The sequence below is a fragment of the Stenotrophomonas sp. YJH_SMC_105-26 genome (assembly GCF_059368915.1).
In genome coordinates this window covers 779,626-800,311 of sequence record NZ_JCAFSD010000001.1, presented here as the reverse complement: position 1 = coordinate 800,311, position 20,686 = coordinate 779,626, and the positions used below count along the sequence as shown (strand labels likewise).

21 protein-coding genes are annotated in these 20,686 nt (G+C 67.4%); 19 read left to right on the top strand and 2 right to left on the bottom strand.

All coding sequences use genetic code 11. From position 1 onward, the window contains the following. Positions 1-255 precede the first annotated feature (255 nt). Positions 256-2,121: an ABC-F family ATP-binding cassette domain-containing protein gene (locus AC5P7F_RS03765; protein ID WP_014648175.1), complete on the top strand. Its 1,866-nt coding sequence runs from the start codon at positions 256-258 to the stop codon at positions 2,119-2,121. Between the two features lie 80 nt (positions 2,122-2,201). On the opposite strand, the gene ampR is transcribed toward AC5P7F_RS03765, so the two are convergent. Further along, positions 2,202-3,068, bottom strand: coding sequence for a LysR family transcriptional regulator AmpR (gene ampR, locus AC5P7F_RS03760; protein ID WP_053461166.1), 867 nt, complete (start codon positions 3,066-3,068; stop codon positions 2,202-2,204). A 175-nt stretch (positions 3,069-3,243) separates the two neighbouring features. Here ampR and blaL2 point away from each other — a divergent pair, with 175 nt between their 5' ends. The 3 genes from blaL2 to AC5P7F_RS03745 all read left to right on the top strand — a co-directional run bounded on the left by blaL2 (position 3,244) and on the right by AC5P7F_RS03745 (position 6,153). Continuing rightward, positions 3,244-4,158, top strand: coding sequence for a L2 family extended-spectrum class A beta-lactamase (gene blaL2, locus AC5P7F_RS03755; RefSeq protein ID WP_049440342.1), 915 nt, complete (start codon positions 3,244-3,246; stop codon positions 4,156-4,158). A gap of 85 nt (positions 4,159-4,243) precedes the next feature. Beyond that, positions 4,244-5,458 (top strand): cation:proton antiporter, encoded by a 1,215-nt coding sequence (locus tag AC5P7F_RS03750; protein WP_014648172.1) that lies wholly within the window; start codon positions 4,244-4,246, stop codon positions 5,456-5,458. A gap of 53 nt (positions 5,459-5,511) precedes the next feature. Next, positions 5,512-6,153: a hypothetical protein gene (locus AC5P7F_RS03745; protein WP_014648171.1), complete on the top strand. Its 642-nt coding sequence runs from the start codon at positions 5,512-5,514 to the stop codon at positions 6,151-6,153. Between the two features lie 99 nt (positions 6,154-6,252). On the opposite strand, the gene AC5P7F_RS03740 is transcribed toward AC5P7F_RS03745, so the two are convergent. Further along, positions 6,253-6,987, bottom strand: coding sequence for a DUF3011 domain-containing protein (locus tag AC5P7F_RS03740; protein ID WP_014648170.1), 735 nt, complete (start codon positions 6,985-6,987; stop codon positions 6,253-6,255). A 158-nt stretch (positions 6,988-7,145) separates the two neighbouring features. Here AC5P7F_RS03740 and aspS point away from each other — a divergent pair, with 158 nt between their 5' ends. The 15 genes from aspS (at position 7,146) to pal (ending at position 20,683) form a co-directional block, all read left to right on the top strand. Continuing rightward, positions 7,146-8,897, top strand: coding sequence for an aspartate--tRNA ligase (gene aspS, locus AC5P7F_RS03735; protein ID WP_014648169.1), 1,752 nt, complete (start codon positions 7,146-7,148; stop codon positions 8,895-8,897). Between the two features lie 16 nt (positions 8,898-8,913). Next, positions 8,914-9,237 (top strand): hypothetical protein, encoded by a 324-nt coding sequence (locus tag AC5P7F_RS03730; protein WP_014648168.1) that lies wholly within the window; start codon positions 8,914-8,916, stop codon positions 9,235-9,237. Positions 9,238-9,268: 31 nt separating this feature from the next. Beyond that, a complete protein-coding gene (locus AC5P7F_RS03725) occupies positions 9,269-9,790 on the top strand; it encodes a GNAT family N-acetyltransferase (protein WP_014648167.1) in 522 nt (173 codons plus the stop codon). 75 nt (positions 9,791-9,865) lie between these two features. Next, positions 9,866-10,498, top strand: a complete 633-nt coding sequence (locus tag AC5P7F_RS03720) for an esterase/lipase family protein (RefSeq protein WP_032958946.1) — start codon at positions 9,866-9,868, stop codon at positions 10,496-10,498. 176 nt (positions 10,499-10,674) lie between these two features. Beyond that, positions 10,675-11,406: a YebC/PmpR family DNA-binding transcriptional regulator gene (locus AC5P7F_RS03715; RefSeq protein ID WP_495204137.1), complete on the top strand. Its 732-nt coding sequence runs from the start codon at positions 10,675-10,677 to the stop codon at positions 11,404-11,406. Between the two features lie 105 nt (positions 11,407-11,511). Next, complete coding sequence (ruvC, locus tag AC5P7F_RS03710; RefSeq protein ID WP_014648164.1) at positions 11,512-12,033, top strand: crossover junction endodeoxyribonuclease RuvC; 522 nt, start codon at positions 11,512-11,514, stop codon at positions 12,031-12,033. A 13-nt stretch (positions 12,034-12,046) separates the two neighbouring features. Further along, the gene (gene ruvA, locus AC5P7F_RS03705; protein WP_014648163.1) at positions 12,047-12,640 is read left to right on the top strand and encodes a Holliday junction branch migration protein RuvA; all 594 of its coding nucleotides are present in this window, start codon (positions 12,047-12,049) and stop codon (positions 12,638-12,640) included. A 49-nt stretch (positions 12,641-12,689) separates the two neighbouring features. Further along, the gene (locus tag AC5P7F_RS03700; protein WP_142235261.1) at positions 12,690-14,609 is read left to right on the top strand and encodes a potassium transporter Kup; all 1,920 of its coding nucleotides are present in this window, start codon (positions 12,690-12,692) and stop codon (positions 14,607-14,609) included. Between the two features lie 136 nt (positions 14,610-14,745). Beyond that, entirely contained in the window at positions 14,746-15,786 is a 1,041-nt protein-coding gene (gene ruvB, locus AC5P7F_RS03695) for a Holliday junction branch migration DNA helicase RuvB (protein WP_014648161.1), read from the top strand. After that, positions 15,776-16,207, top strand: coding sequence for a tol-pal system-associated acyl-CoA thioesterase (gene ybgC, locus AC5P7F_RS03690; RefSeq protein WP_014648160.1), 432 nt, complete (start codon positions 15,776-15,778; stop codon positions 16,205-16,207). Before ruvB ends, ybgC begins: the two co-directional genes overlap by 11 nt. Before the next feature lie 10 nt (positions 16,208-16,217). Then, positions 16,218-16,997 carry a protein TolQ gene (gene tolQ / locus AC5P7F_RS03685; RefSeq protein WP_005410752.1) on the top strand — a complete coding sequence of 260 codons (780 nt, stop codon included), beginning with the start codon at positions 16,218-16,220 and terminating at the stop codon, positions 16,995-16,997. Positions 16,998-17,021: 24 nt separating this feature from the next. Continuing rightward, positions 17,022-17,450: a protein TolR gene (tolR, locus tag AC5P7F_RS03680; RefSeq protein WP_006438804.1), complete on the top strand. Its 429-nt coding sequence runs from the start codon at positions 17,022-17,024 to the stop codon at positions 17,448-17,450. Beyond that, positions 17,440-18,495, top strand: a complete 1,056-nt coding sequence (tolA, locus tag AC5P7F_RS03675; protein ID WP_014648159.1) for a cell envelope integrity protein TolA — start codon at positions 17,440-17,442, stop codon at positions 18,493-18,495. The genes tolR and tolA overlap by 11 nt, the downstream gene beginning before the upstream one ends. A 285-nt stretch (positions 18,496-18,780) precedes the next feature. After that, positions 18,781-20,100 carry a Tol-Pal system beta propeller repeat protein TolB gene (gene tolB / locus AC5P7F_RS03670; protein WP_014038220.1) on the top strand — a complete coding sequence of 440 codons (1,320 nt, stop codon included), beginning with the start codon at positions 18,781-18,783 and terminating at the stop codon, positions 20,098-20,100. A 64-nt stretch (positions 20,101-20,164) separates the two neighbouring features. Beyond that, positions 20,165-20,683, top strand: a complete 519-nt coding sequence (gene pal / locus AC5P7F_RS03665) for a peptidoglycan-associated lipoprotein Pal (RefSeq protein WP_014648158.1) — start codon at positions 20,165-20,167, stop codon at positions 20,681-20,683. Positions 20,684-20,686: the final 3 nt, after the last annotated feature.

Below are 20,686 nucleotides of genomic sequence, written 5' to 3'. Positions count from 1 at the left end.
CAATACAGCAATTAACGGGATATTCAGTGCCTGTCAAATGCCAGGCGTCAGAAAAAACGTTGCAGCAGCAACCATTTAGCCCGGATCAGCGCTGGCAGGAAGGGACCCCGGGACGCGCGCGGCGGGGACGTGGGAGAGAGGAACGTCGGCCACTGCGCATCCCGGGACGCGTCAAGTATTCGTTAACGCTAGAATTGCGTCGCAGGAACAGTGCTCACCAGCACATTCCATCCGGTTATATGGACCCCTCCCCCGATGATCTCCCTTCGTAATTTCGCCTTGCGCCGCGGCGAGCGGCTGCTGTTGTCCAATGTCGACCTGACCCTGCACGCCGGTTACCGGGTAGGTGTGGTCGGCCGCAACGGTGCTGGCAAGTCCAGCCTGTTCGCGGCGGTGAAGGGCGAGCTGGAGGCCGACAAGGGTGACGTCGACCTGCCCGGCAAGGTGCGCATCGCCAGCGTGGCCCAGGAAACCCCGTCGCTGCCGGATCCGGCGCTGAGCTTCGTGCTGGGCGGCGATACCGAGGTGGCCGCGGTGCTGGCCGAAGAGGCCGAGGCGACCGCGCGCGAAGACTGGGAGGCGGTGGCCAACGCGCACACCAAGATGGCCGAGATGGGGGCCTACGACGCCGAAGCGCGTGCCGGCAAGCTGCTGCACGGCCTCGGCTTCCCTGCCGAGACGCACCACCGTGCGGTGTCCTCGTTCTCCGGCGGCTGGCGCGTGCGCCTGAATCTGGCCCGCGCGCTGATGATGCCCAGCGACCTGCTGCTGCTCGACGAACCGACCAACCACCTGGATCTGGACGCGGTGTACTGGCTGGAACAGTGGCTGCTGAAGTACCCCGGCACCCTGCTGCTGATCTCGCATGACCGCGAGTTCCTCGACAACGTGGCCACCCACACCCTGCACCTGCATGGCGGCGGCGCCAAGCTCTACCCGGGCGGCTACACCGATTTCGAGCGCCAGCGCGCCGAACAGCTGCGCCAGCAGCAGATCGCGCATGAAAAGGAACAGGCCGAGCGCGCCCACCTGCAGAGCTTCATCGACCGCTTCAAGGCGCAGGCCAGCAAGGCCGCGCAGGCGCAGAGCCGCATGAAGCGCCTGGCCAAGCTGGCCGGCACCGAAGCGGTGCGCGCCGAGCGTGAGTTCCGCATCGAGTTCGCGCCGCCGGCGAAGCTGCCGTTCTCGCTGATCCGCCTGAACCACGTCGAGGCCGGCTACGGCAAGGACGCGGTGATCCTGCACAACGTCGGCTTCGGCCTGGAAGCGGGACAGCGCATCGGCCTGCTCGGCCCGAACGGTGCGGGCAAGACCACCTTGGTGAAGACCCTGGTGGGCGAGCTGGCGCCGATCGTTGGCGAGCGCATGGCGCATCCGGACCTGAAGATTGGCTACTTCGCCCAGCACACGGTGGAGTCGCTGCACGAAGGCCAGTCGCCGATGGAGCACTTCCGCGAGATCGCCCCGGACGCACCGAACCAGTCCTTCCGCGATTTTCTCGGCAAGTGGAACTTCCCGGGCGATCGTGCATTCGAGCCGGTTGATGGCTTCTCCGGTGGCGAGCGCGCGCGCCTGGCGCTGGCGCTGATCGCCTGGCAGCAGCCGAACGTGCTGCTGCTGGACGAACCGACCAACCACCTTGACCTGGAAATGCGCGAAGCACTGGCCGAAGCGCTGGCCACCTTCGAAGGCGCGATCGTGATGGTCTCGCATGACCGCCACCTCATCGGCCTGGTCTGCGATACCTATTGGCGCGTGGCCGATGGTGTGGTCGAACCGTTCGATGGCGACCTGGACGCGTATGCCGCGTGGCTGCGCACCCGCCCGCAGGCGCAGGGCACCAAGGCGCGCATGGAGCAGGTGGAAGAGCCGGTGGTGGTCAAGACCGCACCGGTGGCGCAGGTGGTGCAGAAGAAGCCGGTGAACCCACATAAGCTGGCGGCTGCCGAGGCCAAGGTGGCCGAACTGGAGGGCGCGCTGGCCGAGCTCGACCGCCAGCTGGCCGACCCGGCCAACTATGCCGATGCCACCCGCATGGCGGTGATCGGCCGCGACCGCGAAACCACCGCCGCGCAGCTGGAGAAGGCCGAAGCGGCGTGGATGGAGCTGCTGGAGTCCTGATCACGCAAAAAAAAAAGGGGACGGAGGGGATTAAGTCGTTTGTGCCACAAACGACTTAATCCCCTCCGTCCCCTTTTTTGTTACGTGCCCTGCGCCTGCAGCCATTCGCGGAAGCGCTTGGCTGGTTCGCGCTCGGCGCGCGAGCGCAGCCGCGTCAGCCAGTAGCGGCCCAGCTCCAAGGTGGTGCCGAAGGGCTGCAGCAGGCGGCCTTCGGCCAGTTCCTGCTCGAACATGCGCAAGGGCAGCAAGGCCACGCCGGCGCCCCCGGCGGCGGCCATCGCCACCGTCAGTGAGGAATCGAACACCGGCCCGCGGGCTTCCACGCCGCTCACCCCGGCCGCCTGCAACCAGCGCGGCCATTCGTCGCTGCGGTAGGAACGCAACAACGGCAGTGTGGCGAGGTCGCGCGGTTGCTTCAGCCGCCGCGCCAATGCCGGTGCGCACAGCGGCGCGAACGGGGCATCCAGGATCGCCGTGCAGGCCTGTCCCTGCCAGTCTCCATCACCGAAGCGGATCGCCAGGTCCAGCCCTTCGCCGGCCAGGTCGATGCGGTTGTTGTGGGTCTGCAGGCGCAGCTCGATGTCCGGGTGCGCCGCCTCGAACGCCGCCAGCCGTGGCAGCAGCCAGCCGGTGGCGAAGGTGCCGACCACGCCCAGCGTCAGTACTTCCCGGGCCGGCCCGCCGGTGTAGCGCGCAATGCTGGCGGAGATGCGTTCAAACGATTCGTTGAGCACCGGATACAGCGCCGCGCCCTCGTCGGTCAGCGCCACGCCGCGCGGCAGGCGATGGAACAGGCGGATGCCGAGCCGGTCTTCCAGGCCCCGGATCTGGTGGCTCAGTGCGGCCTGGCTGACGCACAGCTCGAGCGCGGCACGGGTGAAGTTCTGGTGGCGGGCGGCGGCTTCAAAAGCGCGCAGCGCGTTCAGCGGCAGGGTAGGGTGCAACATCGAAAAGCCGTGAGCCAGGATGATGGCTGATCGTACTCGTTCAATGAGGAATTTCGTAAATCTCAATGAGTTGATCGCGACAGGCATGAATTCCACTTATGGCTTGCCTTGATTTTTCGCGCTGGTCGGCTGCAGGGGAGGCGCCAATAATCGAGCGGTCACCAGGAGAACCCCTATGCTCGCCCGTCGCCGATTCCTGCAGTTCAGTGGTGCTGCCGTTGCGTCCTCGCTGCTTGCCCCGGCGCTGGCGCAACCGGTTTCCGCCTCGTCTGGCATACCCGCCGCGAACGCCGCCATTGCCGGCGCCGCCGATTTCGCCGCGCTGGAGAAAGCCAGCGGTGGCCGCCTGGGTGTCACCGTGCTGAACACCGGCAACGGCCGTCGCATCGGCGGGCATCGGCAGGATGAGCGCTTCCCGATGTGCAGCACGTTCAAGTCGATGCTGGTCGCCCATGTGCTGAGCCTTGCCGATGCAGGCCGCGTTTCGCTCGACACCCGTGTGCCCATCGCCGGGAAGGATCTGCTGTCCTACGCTCCGGTGGTGCGCCGCCACGTGGGCAAGGATCTGACCGTGCGCGACCTGTGCCGGGGCACGCTGACCACCAGCGACAACACGGCGGCCAACCTGCTGCTGGAGGTGGTGGGCGGGCCGTCGGCGCTGACGGCATTCCTGCGCGGGCAGGGCGACAGCATTACCCGCAATGACCGCAACGAGCCGGACGTGAATCTGTTCGCGAAGGGAGACCCGCGCGATACCACCAGCCCGGCCGCGATGGCCACCAGCCTGGCCCGCTTCGCGGTGGGCAATGGCCTGCAGCCTGCATCGCGCCGGCAGTTCGCCGATTGGCTCATCGACAACCAGACCGGCGATGCCTGCCTGCGCGCCGGGCTGGGCAAGCGCTGGCGGGTGGGGGACAAGACCGGCAGCAACGGTGATGACACGCGCAACGACATCGCCGTGCTGTGGCCGCATGCGGGCGGCACCGCGTGGGTGGTCACCGCCTATCTGCAGGGCGCATCGGTCGATGACGACCAGCGCGCAGCAGTGCTTGCACGGGTGGGGGCGCTGGCCGATGCGATGATCGGATGAGGTAACCGGGGTCATTGGGAAATGGCTTGCCGGATCGGTCGGGCACGCGCATCCTGCGCGCGTTCGAACCCCACGGAAGACCCCGATGAGCCATGAGTTGATCTACCTGCTGCTGATCTTCGCGCTGCTGGTGATCCCGCGCGCACTGCAGCGCTTCAGCCTGCCGGCGCCGTTGACCTGCCTGCTGTTCGGCATCATCGGCATGCTCTGGCTGGGCGACCAGGCACACGACGCGGTGATCGGCCTGCTGGCCACGCTGGGCATTTCCTCGCTGTTCCTGTTCGCGGGCCTGGAAGTGGATCTGCAGGCGCTGCGGCGTGGCATGTGGCCGCTGCTGGCGCACCTGGTGATCCGTACCGGCACGCTGTTCGGCGTGGGCTGGCTGGCCTGGCGCTATGCGGGGCTGCCATGGCAGGCCGCTGGGCTGCTGGCGCTGGCGCTGCTGACGCCCTCCACCGGCTTCATCATGGATTCGCTGTCGCGGCTGGGCCTGAGCGAGGACGAGAGGTTCTGGGTCACCAGCAAGGCCATCGCCGGCGAACTGCTGGCGCTGGCGGCGTTGTTCATCGTGCTGCAGGCCGGCGACCCGGGCCACATGGCGCTGTCCAGCCTGGCCCTGCTGGCGATGATGATCGGCCTGCCGCTGCTGTTCATCGCGCTGGGCCGCTGGGTGGCGCCGCACGCGCCGGGCTCGGAGTTCTCGCTGCTGGTGATGGTCGGCATGGTGGCGGCGTACATCACCTATCTGCTGGGCGTGTATTACCTCGTGGGCGCGTTCATCGCCGGCCTGGTCGCGCGCCTGCTGCACCAGCGCATGCCGCTGCTGGCCTCGCACGAGAACCTGCACGCGCTGCGCCTGTTCGCCTCGTTCTTCGTGCCATTCTATTTCTTCAATGCCGGCACCAAGGTGCCCAGCGAAGCCCTCAGTTTCGAGGCGCTGGGGCTGGGCATCGTGATCACCCTGGTGGTGCTGCCGCTGCGCATCGGCGTGGTCTGGCTGCAGCGCCGGGTGATGTTCGGCGAGAGCTTCCGCAGCAGCCTGCGCGTCTCGCTGGCGCTGGCCCCGACCCTGATCTTCACCCTGGTGCTGGCGGCGATCATGCGCGAGCGTTTCCAGATTCCGGCGGTGCTGTTCGGCGCGCTGCTGCTGTACGCCGCACTGACCACACTGTTGCCGTCGCTGGTGTTCCGCACACCCTTCGACGTCGATCCGGTGGAGCAGGAGCCGGCGGGCAAGGGCGAGTCCGCGCCGGTAGCGGCCACCGAGACGCGGCCGGAACCTCACATCGCCGAACGCTGACCGGTTGCCGCGCGCGGTTTGCGCCCGTCGGCCATGGCCGTTAGGGTTGGGGCATGAAACTGCCTGCCGTTGTCACCGCTTCCGCCCTCCTGCTCAGCCTCGCTGCCTGCTCGCAGCGTTCCGATACGGTCGCGCATGATCTGGCGACCGCACCGGCCGATGCCTTCATGGCTGCCATCGCCGCGCATTGCGGCCAGGCCTATGAGGGCCGGGTGGTGGAGGACACGCCGGCACCGACCGGCAAGGACCCGTTCGCCGGCCAGCGCCTGGTCATGCATGTGCGCGGCTGTGCCGACCCCGCCCATGAACTTCGGATTCCCTTCCATGTGGGGGATGACCATTCGCGCACCTGGGTGCTGACCCGCACCGAAAACGGCCTGCGCCTGAAACACGATCATCGCCACGAAGACGGTAGCCCCGACGCGATCACCCTCTATGGCGGCGACAGCACGCCACCGGGCACCGCCGAGCGCCAGCGGTTCCCAGCCGACTCCGATTCGGTGGCGATGTTCCGTCGTGCCGACATGCTGGCCTCCACGCACAACACCTGGGCGATGGAGATCGACCCCGACCAGACTTTCGTCTACGAACTGACGCGCCCGGAAGGCCGCCGTTTCCGCGTGAAGTTCGACCTGAGCAAGCCGGTCGAGCTGCCGCCCGCACCGTGGGGCGACGAGAAGGCGCCGGCACCCTGATCTTCGGGTCGGATCCCTCCTGCGGAGGGTCCGACCCGGTCACTGCATGAACCCACGGGTCAGAGCCCTGGCCGTCGGCCAGGGATCCGACCCCGGGGCTCAGCGCGCGCTGAAGCGTGCACGGCAGCCGTTGCTCACCCACACCTGGCCGCGTGCATAGCCCCAGCTGCGGCCTTCCTGGCAGGCACTGCCGGACAGCTGCTGCTGCAGCACCGGCCGGCCCTGGCGCTCATCCCAGTCGCAGTTCTGCGTGCGGTTGTTGTTGCTGCTGCAGGTGATCGAATAATTGCTGTTGCCGCCGCCCCAGCCACCGCCGCCGCCCCAGCCGCGGGCCTCGGCGAACTCGGCGCGGCAGCCGTTGCTGACCCAGACCGCGCCGTTGCGCACGCCCCAGGTGCGGCCTTCATCGCAGGGGCTGCCGGACAGCTGGCGGACCAGGCGGGCGTTGCGCCAGCCGACCGGGCAGCTGCGCTCACGGTTGCTCTGGCTCTCGCAGCGGATGGTTTCGCCGGGACGGCCGTTGTTGCCGCCCCAGCCACCGCCATTGCCACCGCCCCAGCCGCCGCGGGCTTCAACGAACTCGGCGCGGCAGCCATTGCTGACCCAGATGCTGCCGTTGCGGCTGCCCCAGGTGCGGCCCTCGTCGCAGGCGCTGCCGGACAGCTGGCGGACCAGCTGCGCATTGCGCCAGCCGGTGCTGCAGACACGTTCACGGTTGTTCTGGCTTTCGCAGCGGATCACCCCGTCCTGCGCAGCGGCCGGAGCAGGGGGCAGGGCGAGCACGGCCAGAGTGCTCAGGGTCACGGCCAGGCTGGCCAGGGACAACGATTTCATGGCGGCATCCCATACGGTGGCAGGTGCCCGACTATAGGGACCGGGGCGATCAAGCCGGCGTGACTGCCCGGATTTGCCCCGGCCGGGGCCTCGGCCGCAGAATACGAGGCTTTCCGGCCCCCATCCGGTGCCGGCGTTCTCCAGCGGAGCTTCCCCCCATGCGTACCCACTTCTGCGGCCTGGTCGACGAGACCCTGATTGGCCAGACTGTCACCCTCGCCGGCTGGACCGACGTGGCCCGTAACCAGGGCGGCGTCTGCTTCATCGATCTCCGCGATCATGAAGGCATCGTGCAGGTGACCGTGGAGGTCGACAACGCCGACGTGTTCGCCGTGGCCGCGTCGCTGGGCTATGAGGACGTGCTGCAGGTGGAGGGCGTCGTGCGCGCCCGCCACGCGGTGAACGACAAGATGCGCACCGGCAAGGTGGAAGTGATCGCCACCGCCATCACCGTGCTGAACAAGGCCGCCCCGCTGCCGTTCCACGCCCACGAGAACCCGGGCGAGGAAACCCGCCTGAAGTACCGCTACCTGGACCTGCGCCGCCCCGAAATGCAGCGCATGCAGCGCACCCGCATCAAGCTGGTGCAGGCGCTGCGCCGCCACCTGGACGAAAAGGGCTTCCAGGACATCGAGACCCCGATCCTGACCAAGGCCACTCCGGAAGGCGCGCGCGACTTCCTGGTGCCGGCGCGCATGCATCCGGGCGAGTTCTACGCCCTGCCGCAGAGCCCGCAGCTGTTCAAGCAGATCCTGATGGTGGCCGGGTTCGACCGCTACTACCAGATCGCGCGCTGCTTTCGCGACGAGGCCCTGCGTGCCGACCGCCAGCTGGAATTCACCCAGCTGGACATGGAGTTCGCCTTCGTCCGCGAACGCGATGTGCAGGACTTCGTCGAGGACATGATCCGCGCCATCTTCAAGGAAGTGGTCGATGTCGAGCTGGATGCCAGCTTCCCGCGCATGACCTGGGCCGAGGCGATGCGTCGCTATGGTTCGGACAAGCCGGATCTGCGCATCGCGCTGGAACTGGTCGACGTGGCTGAACTGGTCAGGGACAGCGAGTTCCCCGTGTTCACCGGCCCGGCCAACGATGCCGAAGGCCGCGTCGCCGCGCTGCGCATCCCGGGCGGCGCGGCGCTGAGCCGCAAGCAGATCGACGAGTACGCCGCGCATGCCGCCAAGTACGGCGCCAAGGGCCTGGCCTACATCAAGATCGCCGACAACGGCGAAGTCAGCTCGCCGATCCAGAAGTTCTTCAGCGAAGAGCGCTTCGCGGCGCTGGTGGCCCATGTCGGTGCCGGCAACGGCGATATCGTGTTCTTCGGTGCCGGTGGCTACAACAAGGTCTCCGACTTCATGGGCGCGCTGCGCCTGAAGGCCGGCAAGGACTTTGGCCTGGTCGCCGACGGCTGGGCACCGCTGTGGGTCACCGACTTCCCGATGTTCGAGTGGGACGAGGAAGAACAGCGCTACGTCGCCCTGCATCACCCCTTCACCGCACCGGCCGTGGACGACATCGCCGACCTGCGCGCCAATGCCCGTACCGCCGTCTCGCGCGGTTACGACATGGTGCTCAACGGCAATGAAATCGGCGGCGGTTCGATCCGTATCCACCGTCCGGACATGCAGAGCGCGGTGTTCGAGCTGCTGGGCATCGGCGCCGAAGAGGCCCGCGCCAAGTTCGGCTTCCTGCTCGACGCGCTGAACTACGGCGCGCCGCCGCACGGTGGCATCGCCTTCGGCATCGACCGCATCGCCGCGCTGATGGCCGGAACCGAGTCGATCCGCGACGTCATCCCGTTCCCGAAGACCACCGGTGCACAGGATCTGATGACCGACGCGCCGTCGCCGATCGTCGACGCGCAGCTGGCCGAAGTGCACATCCAGGTTCGCCCCAAGACCAACTGATCAGGAGATCCAGGCAATGACCGAGTTTGCGTTTTCGCTGGAGTGGGAAAAGCTGGGCAATGAAGGCTCCGAGGCCACCCTGGTCACCGAGCGTGCACGCGTGTTCGGGGGTTGGCTGGTCCGCGTCGGTACCAATCCGGCCGCGATGGCCCTGACCTTCGTCGCCGACGGCGAAGGTCGTTGGGACGGTGAAGACTTCGGCGTCGAGGACTACGAGGACGACGAAGAGGAAGAAGAGTACGACGAGGACGAGGAAGGCGAGGAAGAAGAGGACGAGGACGAAGAGGAATACGAGGAAGAGGACGAGGAAGAAGAAGCGGAATCGCCTGGAAAGGCTTGACCCGCGCTTCGCCCTGACGTCAACTTCCTGCATGTATTCGATCCGCCGCGCCACTGTGGACGACGCGCCGACCCTGTCGGCGCTGGCCGCACGCACGTTCACTGAAACCTTCGGCCATCTGTACCCGCCGCAGGACCTGCAGGCCTTCCTCGAGGAGGCCTACACGGTCGAGCGCCAGCGCGTGATCCTGTCCCACCCCGATTACGCGGTGTGGCTGCTGGAACTGGATGGGGAGGCGGTCGGCCATGCCGCCGCCGGCCCCTGTGGCCTGCCGCATCCGGATGTGAAACCTGGTGACGGCGAACTCAAGCGCCTGTACCTGGTCAAGACGCAGCAGAGCTGCGGCTGGGGCAGCCGCCTGCTGGAAACCGCGCTGGCCTGGCTGGAACACGAAGGCCCGCGCACGTTGTGGCTGGGCGTGTGGTCGGAGAACTTCGGCGCGCAGCGCTTCTACGCCCGCTACGGCTTCGAGAAGGCCGGCGAGTACCTGTTCCCTGTCGGCGACACCCAGGACCTCGAATTCATCCTGCGCCGCGCGCCGCGCGCGGCCTGACGTTCACCGCCGCTTGCCGCGCGCGCGTGTTCAATCACCTCACGTTCCTGCCCCGCTGACCGCCAGGCTGTTTGCATGACTCCCCCCGTATTGCTGCTGCATGGCATCTGGAATGCCCGCGCCTGGGTCGGGCCACTGGCCTGGCGCCTGCGCGCGCGTGGTTTCCAGGTACACGCGTTCGGCTATCCCTCGGTGTTCGGTGGCCCCGATGTGGCAGTGCCGCAGTTGCTGGAACGTCTGGCCGACGCCGGGCCGTTGTCGCTGGTCGGTCACAGCCTGGGCGGACTGCTGGCACTGGAGGCGCTGCGCCGCGATCCGCAGCTGCCAGTGCAGCGCGTGGTCTGCCTGGGCTCGCCGCTGCGCGGCAGTGGTACCGCGCGCTCGTTGTCCGATCATGGCTGGGGCCTGGCGCTGGGGCGCAGCAGCGAGCTGCTGCTGGACGGCCTGCCGGACTGGCAGGGCAAGGCCGAGGTTGGCCTGATCGCCGGTTCGGTACCGCACGGGCTGGGCAGCCTGCTGGGCGCGATCGACGATGCGTCCGACGGCACCGTGGCACTGGCCGAGACCCGCCTGCCGGGCCTGGCCGACCATTGCGTGGTGCGTACCAGCCACAGCGGCCTGGTGGTGTCGCCCGACGCCGCGCGGCAGACCGCGCATTTCCTGCGCCACGGCCACTTCGACCACAGCCGCGACGCGGCGGCGGCATAGGGGCAGGGGAGGCGGGGCCGCCTTGTAGCGCCGAGCCCATGCTCGGCTGCATTCCGTCGGGCCCATTGAGCCGAGCATTAGCCCGGCGCTACAACAATACGGGCCTAGACACGGTTGCAGCGCCCGATCAGGTAGAATCCGCGCCTTGATCCTGAAGCAGCCAGACGGTAGCACCCATGGGTAGAGGCCCCTCCATCGAAGCCCGCAAGAACGCGTCCGACGCGAAGCGCGGCAAGATTTTCACCAAGATCATCCGCGAGATCGGCGTTGCCGCGCGCGGCGGTGGAGGCGACCTCAACAACAACCCGCGCCTGCGCGTGGCGGTGGACAAGGGCCTGGCCGTGAACATGTCCAAGGACGTGATCGAGCGCGCCATCAAGAAGGCCACCGGTGAACTGGAAGGCGTCGATTACGAGGAAATCCGCTACGAAGGCTATGCCCCGGGTGGCGTGGCCGTGATCGTCGACTGCCTGACCGACAACCGCGTGCGCACCGTGGCCGACGTCCGCCATGCGTTCAGCAAGTGCGGCGGCAACATGGGCACCGAAGGCTCGGTGGCCTTCATGTTCAAGCGCCTGGGCGTGCTCAGCTTCGCCCCGGGTGCCGACGAGGAAGCCATCACCGAAGCAGCCATCGAGGCCGGCGCCGACGACATCGTGGTCTACCCCGATGACGGCTCGATCGACGTGGTCACCAGCCCTGACGCGTTCAACGCAGTCAAGGACGCAATGGTCGCCGCCGGGCATGTCGCCGACCACGCCGAGATCACCTTCCGCGCCGACAACGACATCAAGGTCGAAGGCGAGGTCGCCCTGCAGGTCAAGAAGCTGCTGGACATGCTCGAAGACCTGGACGACGTGCAGGACGTGTATTCCAACGCCGAACTCGGCGCCGACGCCTACGCCTGAGCCGTCCTCGACGGCCTGGGCGCGGGCCGTTGAACGGTCACCGCGGACAGTCATGAGCCCATACGCCTGCCAGCGCCCCCCGTTCCGCCCCGCCAGGAGCGCGGCATGACCCGCATCCTCGGCATCGACCCCGGTTCGCAGCGGACCGGGGTCGGCATCATCGATGTCGACGCCGCCGGCCGCGTCAGTTACGTGCACCACCAGCCGCTGGTGCTGCTGGGCGCCGACGACTTCCCGCAGCGCATGAAACTGCTGGTGCTGGGCCTGGCCGATCTGTGCCGCGAGTACCAGCCCAATGAAGTGGCCATCGAAAAGGTGTTCATGGCGCGCAATCCCGATTCGGCGCTGAAGCTGGGCCAGGCCCGCGGCGCGGCGATCTCGGCCGTGGTGCTGCGCGACCTGCCGGTGCACGAATACGCCGCCAGCGAGATCAAGCTCGCGGTGGTCGGGCGCGGTGGCGCCGAAAAGCAACAGGTTCAACACATGGTCGGGCTCATGCTCAACCTGAAAACCAAGCTGCAGGCCGACGCGGCCGACGCGTTGGCGGTGGCGATCACCCATGCCCACGTAAGGGCGACGGCCAACCGCCTGGGGCTCAGTGCCCGCCAGGCGTGGGGCCGCAAATGAGGAGCTGCACGCAATGATCGGTCGACTGCGCGGCATCGTCGCCTACAAGGCGCCGCCGTGGCTGGTGGTGGACGTGAACGGAGTGGGCTACGAACTGGAGGCGCCGATGAGCACCTTCTACGACCTGCCCGAGCTCGGCCGCGAGGTCACCCTGTACACCCATTACTCGCAGAAGGAAGACAGCGTCTCGCTGTACGGCTTCCTGCGCGAGGGCGAGCGGCGCCTGTTCCGCGACGTGCAGAAGGTCAGCGGCATCGGCGCGAAGATCGCGCTGGCCGTGCTGTCCGGTGTCAGCGTCGAAGAATTCGCGCGCATGGTCCAGGCCGGCGACATCACCGCGCTGACCCGCATCCCGGGTATCGGCAAGAAGACCGCCGAACGCATGGTGCTGGAACTGCGTGACCGCGCGGCCCAGTTCGGTGCCGGCGGCGCGCTGCCCACCGGCAGTGGTCCGGCCCCGGCCGATCCGCTGTCCGATGCCACCGTGGCCCTGCAGCAGCTGGGCTACAAGCCGGCCGAAGCGGCCCGCATGGCCCGCGATGCCTTCAATGAAGGCGACGAAGTGGCCACCGTGATCCGCAAGGCGCTGCAGTCCGCGCTGCGCTGAACCGCGTCCCTTTCCCCCAACCTACCGCCTGAGCTTCGCCAGGAGTCCCATGTCCAGCAGTCAAACCCCGCACGCAGCCGCCCCCGGCGGCCATGGCCACGCCCCCTCCGCTGGAGGACTGGCGCTGGTCATCGGTGCGATCGGCGTGGTGTTCGGCGATATCGGTACCAGCCCGCTGTACACCCTGAAGGAGGCGTTCTCGCCACACTACGGGCTCAACAGCGACCACGACACCGTGCTGGGCGTGCTGTCGCTGGCGTTCTGGGCGCTGAACCTGGTGGTGACCCTGAAGTACGTCACCATCATCATGCGCGCCGACAACGATGGCGAAGGCGGCATCATGGCGCTGATGGCGCTGACCCAACGCACGCTGCGCAACGGCTCGCGCTCGGCTTATGTGGTGGGCATCCTCGGCATCTTCGGCGCCTCGCTGTTCTTCGGCGACGGCGTGATCACCCCGGCCATGTCCGTGCTCAGTGCGGTCGAAGGCCTGGAGGTGGCCGCGCCCGGACTTCATGTCTTCATCGTGCCGGTCACCCTGGTGGTGCTGCTGGCGGTGTTCGCCGCGCAACGCTTCGGTACCGAGAAGATCGGCAAGGCGTTCGGCCCGATCATGGCAATCTGGTTCGTGTCGCTGGCGGCAATCGGCATCTACAACATCGTCGATGCGCCCGAGGTGCTGAAGGCCTTCAACCCCTGGTGGGGCATCCGCTTCTTCATGGAGCACGGCTGGCACGGCATCTTCATTCTCGGTGCAGTGGTGCTGGCGGTGACCGGCGGCGAAGCGCTGTATGCGGACATGGGCCACTTCGGGCTGCGCCCGATCCGCCACGCCTGGTACTTCTTCGTGCTGCCGTGCCTGGTGCTGAACTACCTGGGGCAGGGCGCACTGGTGCTCAACCACCCCGAGGCCCTGAAGAACCCGTTCTTCGAGGCAGTGCCGTCGTGGGCGCTGTACCCGATGATCATCCTGGCCACCATGGCGGCGGTGATCGCCTCGCAGTCGGTCATCACCGGCGCGTTCTCGGTCTCGCGCCAGGCCATGCAGCTGGGCTACATCCCGCGCATGCGCATCAAGCACACCTCGCACGACACCATCGGCCAGATCTACATCCCGGGCATCAACTGGGGCATTGCGGTGATGGTGTTCGGGCTGGTGCTGGCGTTCCGCAGTTCGTCCAACCTGGCCGTGGCGTACGGCATTTCGGTGTCGGCCACGATGCTGATCGACACCCTGCTGCTGGCCGTGGTGGCGCGGACGTTGTGGCCGAGGTCGCGTGGCTGGCTGCTGCCGCTGTGCGTGGTGTTCTTCATCATCGACCTCGGCTTCGTCATCGCCAACGGCGCCAAGCTGCTGCAGGGCGCCTGGTTCCCGGTGGTGCTGGGCATCTTCCTGTTCACCATGATGCGCACCTGGCGCCGTGGCCGCGAGCTGCTGCGCGACGAGATCCGCAAGGACGGCATCCGCCTGGATACCTTCCTGCCGGGCCTGATGCTGGCCCCGCCGGTGCGCGTGCCGGGCACCGCGGTGTTCCTCACCGCCGACCCGACCGTGGCGCCGCATGCGCTGATGCACAACCTCAAGCACAACAAGGTGCTGCACGAGCGCAACGTGTTCCTGCACGTGGAAACCCTGCCGATCCCGTATGCGATGGAAGGGCAGCGGCTGAAGATCGAATCAGTGGGTGACGAGTTCTACCGCGTCTACGTGCGCTTCGGCTTCATGGAGACCCCGGACGTGCCGCTGGCGCTGATGCGCTCGTGCGACCACGGTGGCATCTATTTTGATCCGATGGACACTACCTTCTTCGCCAGCCGCGAGACCATCGTCGCCACCGCCAACCGCGGCATGCCGATCTGGCGTGACAAGCTGTTCGCGCTGATGCATCGCAACGCCGCCCCGGCCACCGGCTTCTTCCGGATTCCGGGCAACCGCCTGGTCGAACTCGGGGCCCAGGTCGAGATCTGACGCGCGCGGGGTCGGATCCCTTTTCCGCAGGAAAAGGGCTCTGACCCCATGTTCCCGGTGTTCCGGTTCGGGGTCAGAGCCGTTTTCCTCTGGAAAACGGATCCGACCCCATACGCTTTTGCCGCATAATCAGCACATGACCGACGACCGCATCATCGGCGCCGGCGCCACCCGCGAGGATGACGCCGCCGACGCCAGCATCCGCCCCAGGCGCTTGGCCGACTACCTCGGCCAGGCCCCGGTGCGCGAGCAGCTGGAGATCTACATCGAAGCGGCCAAGGCCCGTGGCGACGCGCTCGACCATGTGCTGATCTTCGGGCCGCCCGGCCTGGGCAAGACCACGCTCAGCCACGTCATCGCCAACGAGCTGGGCGTGGCCCTGCGGGTGACCTCCGGCCCGGTGATCGAGAAGGCCGGCGACCTCGCTGCGCTGCTGACCAACCTGCAGCCGCATGACGTGCTGTTCGTGGATGAGATCCACCGCCTGTCGCCGGTGGTCGAGGAAGTGCTGTACCCGGCGATGGAAGACTTCCAGATCGACATCATGATCGGCGAGGGCCCGGCGGCCCGCTCGATCAAGATCGACCTGCCGCCATTCACCCTGATTGGTGCCACCACCCGCGCCGGCCTGCTGACCGCGCCGCTGCGCGACCGCTTCGGCATCGTCCAGCGCCTGGAGTTCTACAGCGTCGAGGAGCTGACCCGGATCGTGCGCCGTTCGGCCACCATCCTCGGCATCGACTGCACCGCCGATGGCGCCGGCGAGATCGCGCGCCGCGCGCGCGGCACCCCGCGTATCGCCAATCGCCTGCTGCGCCGCGTGCGCGACTACGCGCAGGTGAAGGCCGGCGGCCACATCGACGAGGCCGTGGCACAGGCCGCGATGAAGATGCTCAAGGTCGATCCGGAGGGCTTCGACGAGCTCGACCGGCGCCTGCTCAAGACCCTGGTCGACTACTTCGACGGCGGCCCGGTCGGCATCGAATCGCTGGCCGCAGCGCTGTCCGAAGAGCGTGGCACGCTGGAAGACGTGGTCGAGCCGTACCTGATCCAGCAGGGCTTCCTGGTGCGTACCGCGCGCGGCCGCATGGCCACCCACAAGGCTTACCGGCACATGGGCCTGAAGCCGAAGAACCCGCCGCAGGACCTGTTCGCGGAGGTTCCCGATGTCGGTTGAGCCCCGATTCAGTTGGCCGACACGCATTTACTGGGAAGATACCGACGCAGGTGGCGTGGTCTACCACGCCCGCTACGTGGCCTTCATGGAACGGGCCCGGACCGAATGGATGCGTGCGCTCGGCTACGGCCAGGAGCGCATGCGCGCCGAGCACGGGATGGTCTTCGCGGTGCGCTCGATGCAGATGGATTTCATCAGGCCGGCACGGCTGGATGACACCCTGCAGGTGACTGCCCGCCTGGTCCAGCTGAAGAAGGCCAGCATGGTCTTCGACCAGCAGATCCTGCGCGACGGCGAGCTGCTGCTGTCCGCGCAGGTCCGCATCGCCGCACTGGAAGCGGCCAGTTTCCGCCCTCGTGGCATGGACGATGCCGTCCTTGCCGTGCTGCAACCCCACCTCCACCCCGAATCCGAACATTGAGGAACAACGGATGATCGCAACGCTCCTGGCCCTGCAGGCCACGGTCACCGAGGCACTGCCGGCCGACGTCAGCAACGCCGCGACACAGACCCTTGCCCAGGCCACCACCGGCGGCGGCATCAACTACCTCGAACTGATGGCCAAGGCCAGCCTGCCGGTGAAGATCATCGTGCTGCTGCTGCTGGTCGGCTCGTTCGTCAGCTGGGTGATCATTTTCCGCAAGGCCCGCGTGTTCAAGCAGGCCACCCGCGAAGCCGACGAGTTCGAGAACCGCTTCTGGTCCGGCGCCGACCTGGGCAAGCTGTACAGCGCAGCCACCGACCGCAGCCGCAGCGTGACCGGCCTGGAAGCCATCTTCGAAGCCGGTTTCCGCGAGTACACCCGCCTGCGCGACAAGCGCCGGCTGGATGGCCGTGCGCAGCTTGAAGGCGCGCAGCGCGCCATGCGCACCACCTACACCCGTGAAGTGGACCAGCTCGAGCGCAACCTGGAGCTGCTGGCCAACATCGGCTCGACTGCCCCGTACGTGGGCCTGGTCGGTACCGTGTTCGGCATCATGGTGACCATGCACGACATGATCAGCAGCGGTGCCCAGGCCGGTATCGCCGCCGTCGCGCCGGGCATCTCCGAGGCACTGTTCGCCACCGCCATCGGCCTGTTCGTGGCGATCCCGGCGGTGTGGGCCTACAACCGCTTCACCACCCGCGTGGAGCGCATGTCGGTGCGGTTCGAGACCTTCGCCGAAGAGTTCAGCTCCATCCTGCAGCGCCAGAGCGCTGGCGACGAGTAAGCGCCTGACCCGGGAGTCCAAGCCATGTCCGCTGCCATCGGTCGCCGCAAGCGCCGCAAGCTGAAATCGGAAATCAACGTCGTTCCCTACATCGACGTCATGCTGGTGCTGCTGATCATCTTCATGGTCACCGCACCGCTGCTCACCCTGAGCTTCGACGTCGACCTGCCGCAGTCCAACGCCAAGGCGCTGGAGAGCAAGCAGGACCCGGTGATCGTCTCGGTGCGCCAGGACGGCCAGCTCAGCCTGAAGCTGCCCGACGCCAAGGAGCCGGCCGCCGTGTCGGCCGAGGAACTGGAAGGCCGCCTGGCCGGCATCGCCGCCCAGGACAAGGGCGTGCGCGTGATCGTCGCCGCCGACCGCGCCGTGGCCTATGAGAAGGTCATTGCCGCGATGGACGTGATCAAGCGCGCCAAGGTAGACAAGGTAGGCCTGGCCACCGATGCACGCTGACGCCCTGCCACCCCCGCATCAGCGCGAACCCGGCTGGGGTCTGCCCCTGGCGCTGGCTTTGCTGGTGCACCTGCTGGTCGCGCTGGTCTTCATCGTGGCCTGGCTGTGGTCGCCCCAGCGCAACACCGATGCCGCCGCTGGCGACCCCTCGGTCGAGGCCAGCCTGGCGCTGTCCGCCTCCGAGGCGTCCGCCGCACGCCAGGCGCTGCGCCAGTCAGAGAAGCTGGAGGACCTGCCGCCGCCGGTCGCCGAGCCGATCCCGGTGCCGGAAGACACCATTCCGCCGCCGCAGCCGATTCCCGAGCCGCGCCCGCAGGACGCGCCCACGCCCCAGCAGCAACAGGCGCAGGAGCGTGTTGCGCAGCCGGACACCAAGGACCAGGAAGCGGTGAGCGCACTGGCCATCTCGCAGGAGAAGGCCAAGCAGGAACAGGAAGCCAAGCGCCGCCAGGAGCAGATCGACCTGACCGAACGCAAGCGCCAGGAAGAAGCGGAGCAGAAGCTGCGCCTGGCCAAGCAGCAGGAAGCGGACGAGAAGAAGAAGCAGGCCGAGCAGGAGCGCGTCGCGGCTGACAAGGCCGAGGCCGAGAAGCAGAAGAAGATCGCCGAGATCCGTGCCCGCCGCGAGCAGGCCGAGAAGGAAGCCAAGCTGGCCGAGCGGAAGCTGCGCGAGGTCGCCGCCGCGCGCAATGCCGCAGGCAGTGCCGCTGCCGGCTCCAGCGGCGCTTCCCAGCCGGCGGCCGGTGGTGGTGGCAACAGCGACGATCTTTCAGCCAAGTACGCCGCAGCGATCCAGGCCAAGGTGCTGTCGCAGTGGGTGCGCCCGGATACGGTGCCGCTGGGCCAGCGTTGCCAGATCACCATCACCCAGATTCCGGGCGGCACGGTGATGCAGGCCAAGGTCAGCCCGAACTGCCCCTATGACGAGGCCGGCAAGCGTTCGATCGAGGCCGCGGTGCTCAATGCGCAGCCGTTGCCGTACCGCGGCTTCGAGTCGGTGTTCGCGCGTACGCTCAACTTCACCTTTACCGCCCAGGATCGCTGAGGCGGGCAGGGCAGGGGTGGCCTCGGGCCACTCCTGCCCACGGATGTCGCGCTTGCCTCTGGCGTGCTCGGTTTCGGCCGGGCAGGCTGCAGGCTGCTGTCGAACACCGCCCCGCTGGGCGGCGTGATCGGGGCAGGCAGGTGCGATGTTAGCCACGACGTTAACGGTGCGTGAGAGGACGGGCTGGAACTGACCCGGAATTCACGTACCCTTGGTTCATGATTGCGAAGCGGTTCACTCCCGCTTTGTTATCCCTCGTTCCGGTTTCCCCCTATTGAGCGCTCCATGAAAAAGATGCCTCGCTGGCTTGCCGTGTTTGCGGCCCTGTTGCTGCCCTTTGCTGCCGTCGCGCAGCAGAAGGGGCTGGATATCGACATCATCGGCGGCAATGCCTCCGCCCTGCCGATCACCATCGTGCCGATGCCCTACCAGGGTTCGTCGGCCGCTCCGCAGACCGACGTCGCCGGCGTGGTCCGCGCCGACCTGGAGCGTTCGGGCCAGTTCCGCACGCTGCCGGAAGCGCAGATCGTCGAGAAGCCTGTGCGTGGCGGTGACATCCAGTTCGCCACCTGGCGCGCGCTGAAGCAGAACTACATCGTGGTCGGCCGCGTGCTCGATGCCGGTGCCGGTGCCTACCGCGTCGAGTACGAACTGTTCGACGTGCCGAAGGGCGAGCGCCTGCTGGGCCTGGCGATGACCGCCCGTGGCAACGCCATGCGCGACGTCGCCCACCAGATGGCCGACGCCATCTACGAGAAGATCACCGGCGTGCGCGGCGCCTTCTGGACCCGCATCGCCTACGTGACCGCCAGCGGCAAGGGCGATGCCATGCGCTATGCGCTGATGGTGGCCGACTCCGACGGCTACAACCCGCAGACCATCGTGCGTTCGGCCGAGCCGCTGCTGTCGCCGTCGTGGAGCCCGGATGGCAGCAAGCTGGCCTACGTCAGCTTCGAGCGTGGCAATTCGGCGATCTACATCCAGAACATCGGCACCGGTGCGCGCGAACTGGTCACCAGCTTCCGCGGCATCAACAGCGCCCCGGCGTTCTCACCCGATGGCCGCAAGCTGGCCCTGACCCTGTCGCGTTCGGGCAACCCGGAAATCTACGTGATGGACCTGGGCAGCAAGCAGCTGACCCAGCTGACCAACCACTTCGCCATCGACACCGAGCCGACCTGGGCGCCGGATGGCAGCGCGGTGTACTTCACCTCCGACCGCGGCGGCCGCCCGCAGGTCTACAAGGTCGGCGCCGGTGGCGGCAGTGCCGAGCGCGTGACCTTCCAGGGCAACTACAATGCCAAGCCCTCGGTGTCCTACGACGGCAAGAAGATCGCCGTTGCGCAGGGCTCGGGCAACAGCTACAAGATCGCGATGATGGACAGCTCGCTGGGTTCGCCCCGCTGGAGCACGCTGTCCCCGGGTTCGCTGGATGAATCTCCGAGCTTTGCGCCCAACGCAAGCATGGTGTTGTACGCCGCCCGCGAGGGTGGCCGTGGTGTGCTGTACGCCGTTTCCGCCGATGCGCGCGTGCGCCAGCGGTTGGTTCTGGCTGACGGAGATGTGCGCGAACCGGCATGGTCCCCATACCGTACCCAGCGCTAAAAGAGTGTTAATATTTTCGCTGTCTTGAACCCCTCATCGGCCTAGGAGCCACAAAGGTATCGCCATGAACAAGTCCACCCGCGTTCTGCTTGTTTCCCTGCTGTCTGTGGCCGTCCTGGCCGGTTGCTCGAAGAAGGTGAAGGAAGAGCCGGCAACCCCGGTCGACACCGGCACCTCCACCACCACCCCGACCGGTCCGTCGACCTCCGGCCTGTACGGCCCGGGCGACCTGGACACCGACGCTTGCCTGCGCCAGCGCGTTGTCTACTTCGACCTGGACAAGGAAGACGTGAAGCCGGAATTCCAGGCCATCATGGCTTGCCACGCCAAGTACCTGCGTGACCGTCCGTCCTCGCGCATCACCCTGCAGGGCCACACCGACGAACGCGGTTCGCGCGCGTACAACCAGGCCCTGGGTGAGCGTCGTGGCAACGGCGTCAACTCGGCCCTGCAGGCCAACGGTGGCTCGGCTTCGCAGCTGACCGTCGTGTCCTACGGTGAAGAGCGTCCGGTCTGCACCGAGTCGAACGAGTCCTGCTGGTCGCAGAACCGTCGCGTCGAAATCGTCTACACCGCGCAGTAATCC

Coding starts and splice junctions, on each gene's coding strand:
- pal (WP_014648158.1), top strand. CDS start 20,165: ATGAACAAGTCCACCCGCGTTCTGCTTGTTTCCCTGCTGTCTGTGGCC.
- tolQ (WP_005410752.1), top strand. CDS start 16,218: ATGATCGCAACGCTCCTGGCCCTGCAGGCCACGGTCACCGAGGCACTG.
- AC5P7F_RS03740 (WP_014648170.1), bottom strand. CDS start 6,987: ATGAAATCGTTGTCCCTGGCCAGCCTGGCCGTGACCCTGAGCACTCTG.
- AC5P7F_RS03750 (WP_014648172.1), top strand. CDS start 4,244: ATGAGCCATGAGTTGATCTACCTGCTGCTGATCTTCGCGCTGCTGGTG.
- ybgC (WP_014648160.1), top strand. CDS start 15,776: ATGTCGGTTGAGCCCCGATTCAGTTGGCCGACACGCATTTACTGGGAA.
- aspS (WP_014648169.1), top strand. CDS start 7,146: ATGCGTACCCACTTCTGCGGCCTGGTCGACGAGACCCTGATTGGCCAG.
- ruvC (WP_014648164.1), top strand. CDS start 11,512: ATGACCCGCATCCTCGGCATCGACCCCGGTTCGCAGCGGACCGGGGTC.
- AC5P7F_RS03715 (WP_495204137.1), top strand. CDS start 10,675: ATGGGTAGAGGCCCCTCCATCGAAGCCCGCAAGAACGCGTCCGACGCG.
- ruvB (WP_014648161.1), top strand. CDS start 14,746: ATGACCGACGACCGCATCATCGGCGCCGGCGCCACCCGCGAGGATGAC.
- tolB (WP_014038220.1), top strand. CDS start 18,781: ATGAAAAAGATGCCTCGCTGGCTTGCCGTGTTTGCGGCCCTGTTGCTG.
- AC5P7F_RS03720 (WP_032958946.1), top strand. CDS start 9,866: ATGACTCCCCCCGTATTGCTGCTGCATGGCATCTGGAATGCCCGCGCC.
- AC5P7F_RS03765 (WP_014648175.1), top strand. CDS start 256: ATGATCTCCCTTCGTAATTTCGCCTTGCGCCGCGGCGAGCGGCTGCTG.
- ampR (WP_053461166.1), bottom strand. CDS start 3,068: ATGTTGCACCCTACCCTGCCGCTGAACGCGCTGCGCGCTTTTGAAGCC.
- tolA (WP_014648159.1), top strand. CDS start 17,440: ATGCACGCTGACGCCCTGCCACCCCCGCATCAGCGCGAACCCGGCTGG.
- tolR (WP_006438804.1), top strand. CDS start 17,022: ATGTCCGCTGCCATCGGTCGCCGCAAGCGCCGCAAGCTGAAATCGGAA.
- AC5P7F_RS03725 (WP_014648167.1), top strand. CDS start 9,269: ATGTATTCGATCCGCCGCGCCACTGTGGACGACGCGCCGACCCTGTCG.
- blaL2 (WP_049440342.1), top strand. CDS start 3,244: ATGCTCGCCCGTCGCCGATTCCTGCAGTTCAGTGGTGCTGCCGTTGCG.
- AC5P7F_RS03730 (WP_014648168.1), top strand. CDS start 8,914: ATGACCGAGTTTGCGTTTTCGCTGGAGTGGGAAAAGCTGGGCAATGAA.
- AC5P7F_RS03700 (WP_142235261.1), top strand. CDS start 12,690: ATGTCCAGCAGTCAAACCCCGCACGCAGCCGCCCCCGGCGGCCATGGC.
- AC5P7F_RS03745 (WP_014648171.1), top strand. CDS start 5,512: ATGAAACTGCCTGCCGTTGTCACCGCTTCCGCCCTCCTGCTCAGCCTC.
- ruvA (WP_014648163.1), top strand. CDS start 12,047: ATGATCGGTCGACTGCGCGGCATCGTCGCCTACAAGGCGCCGCCGTGG.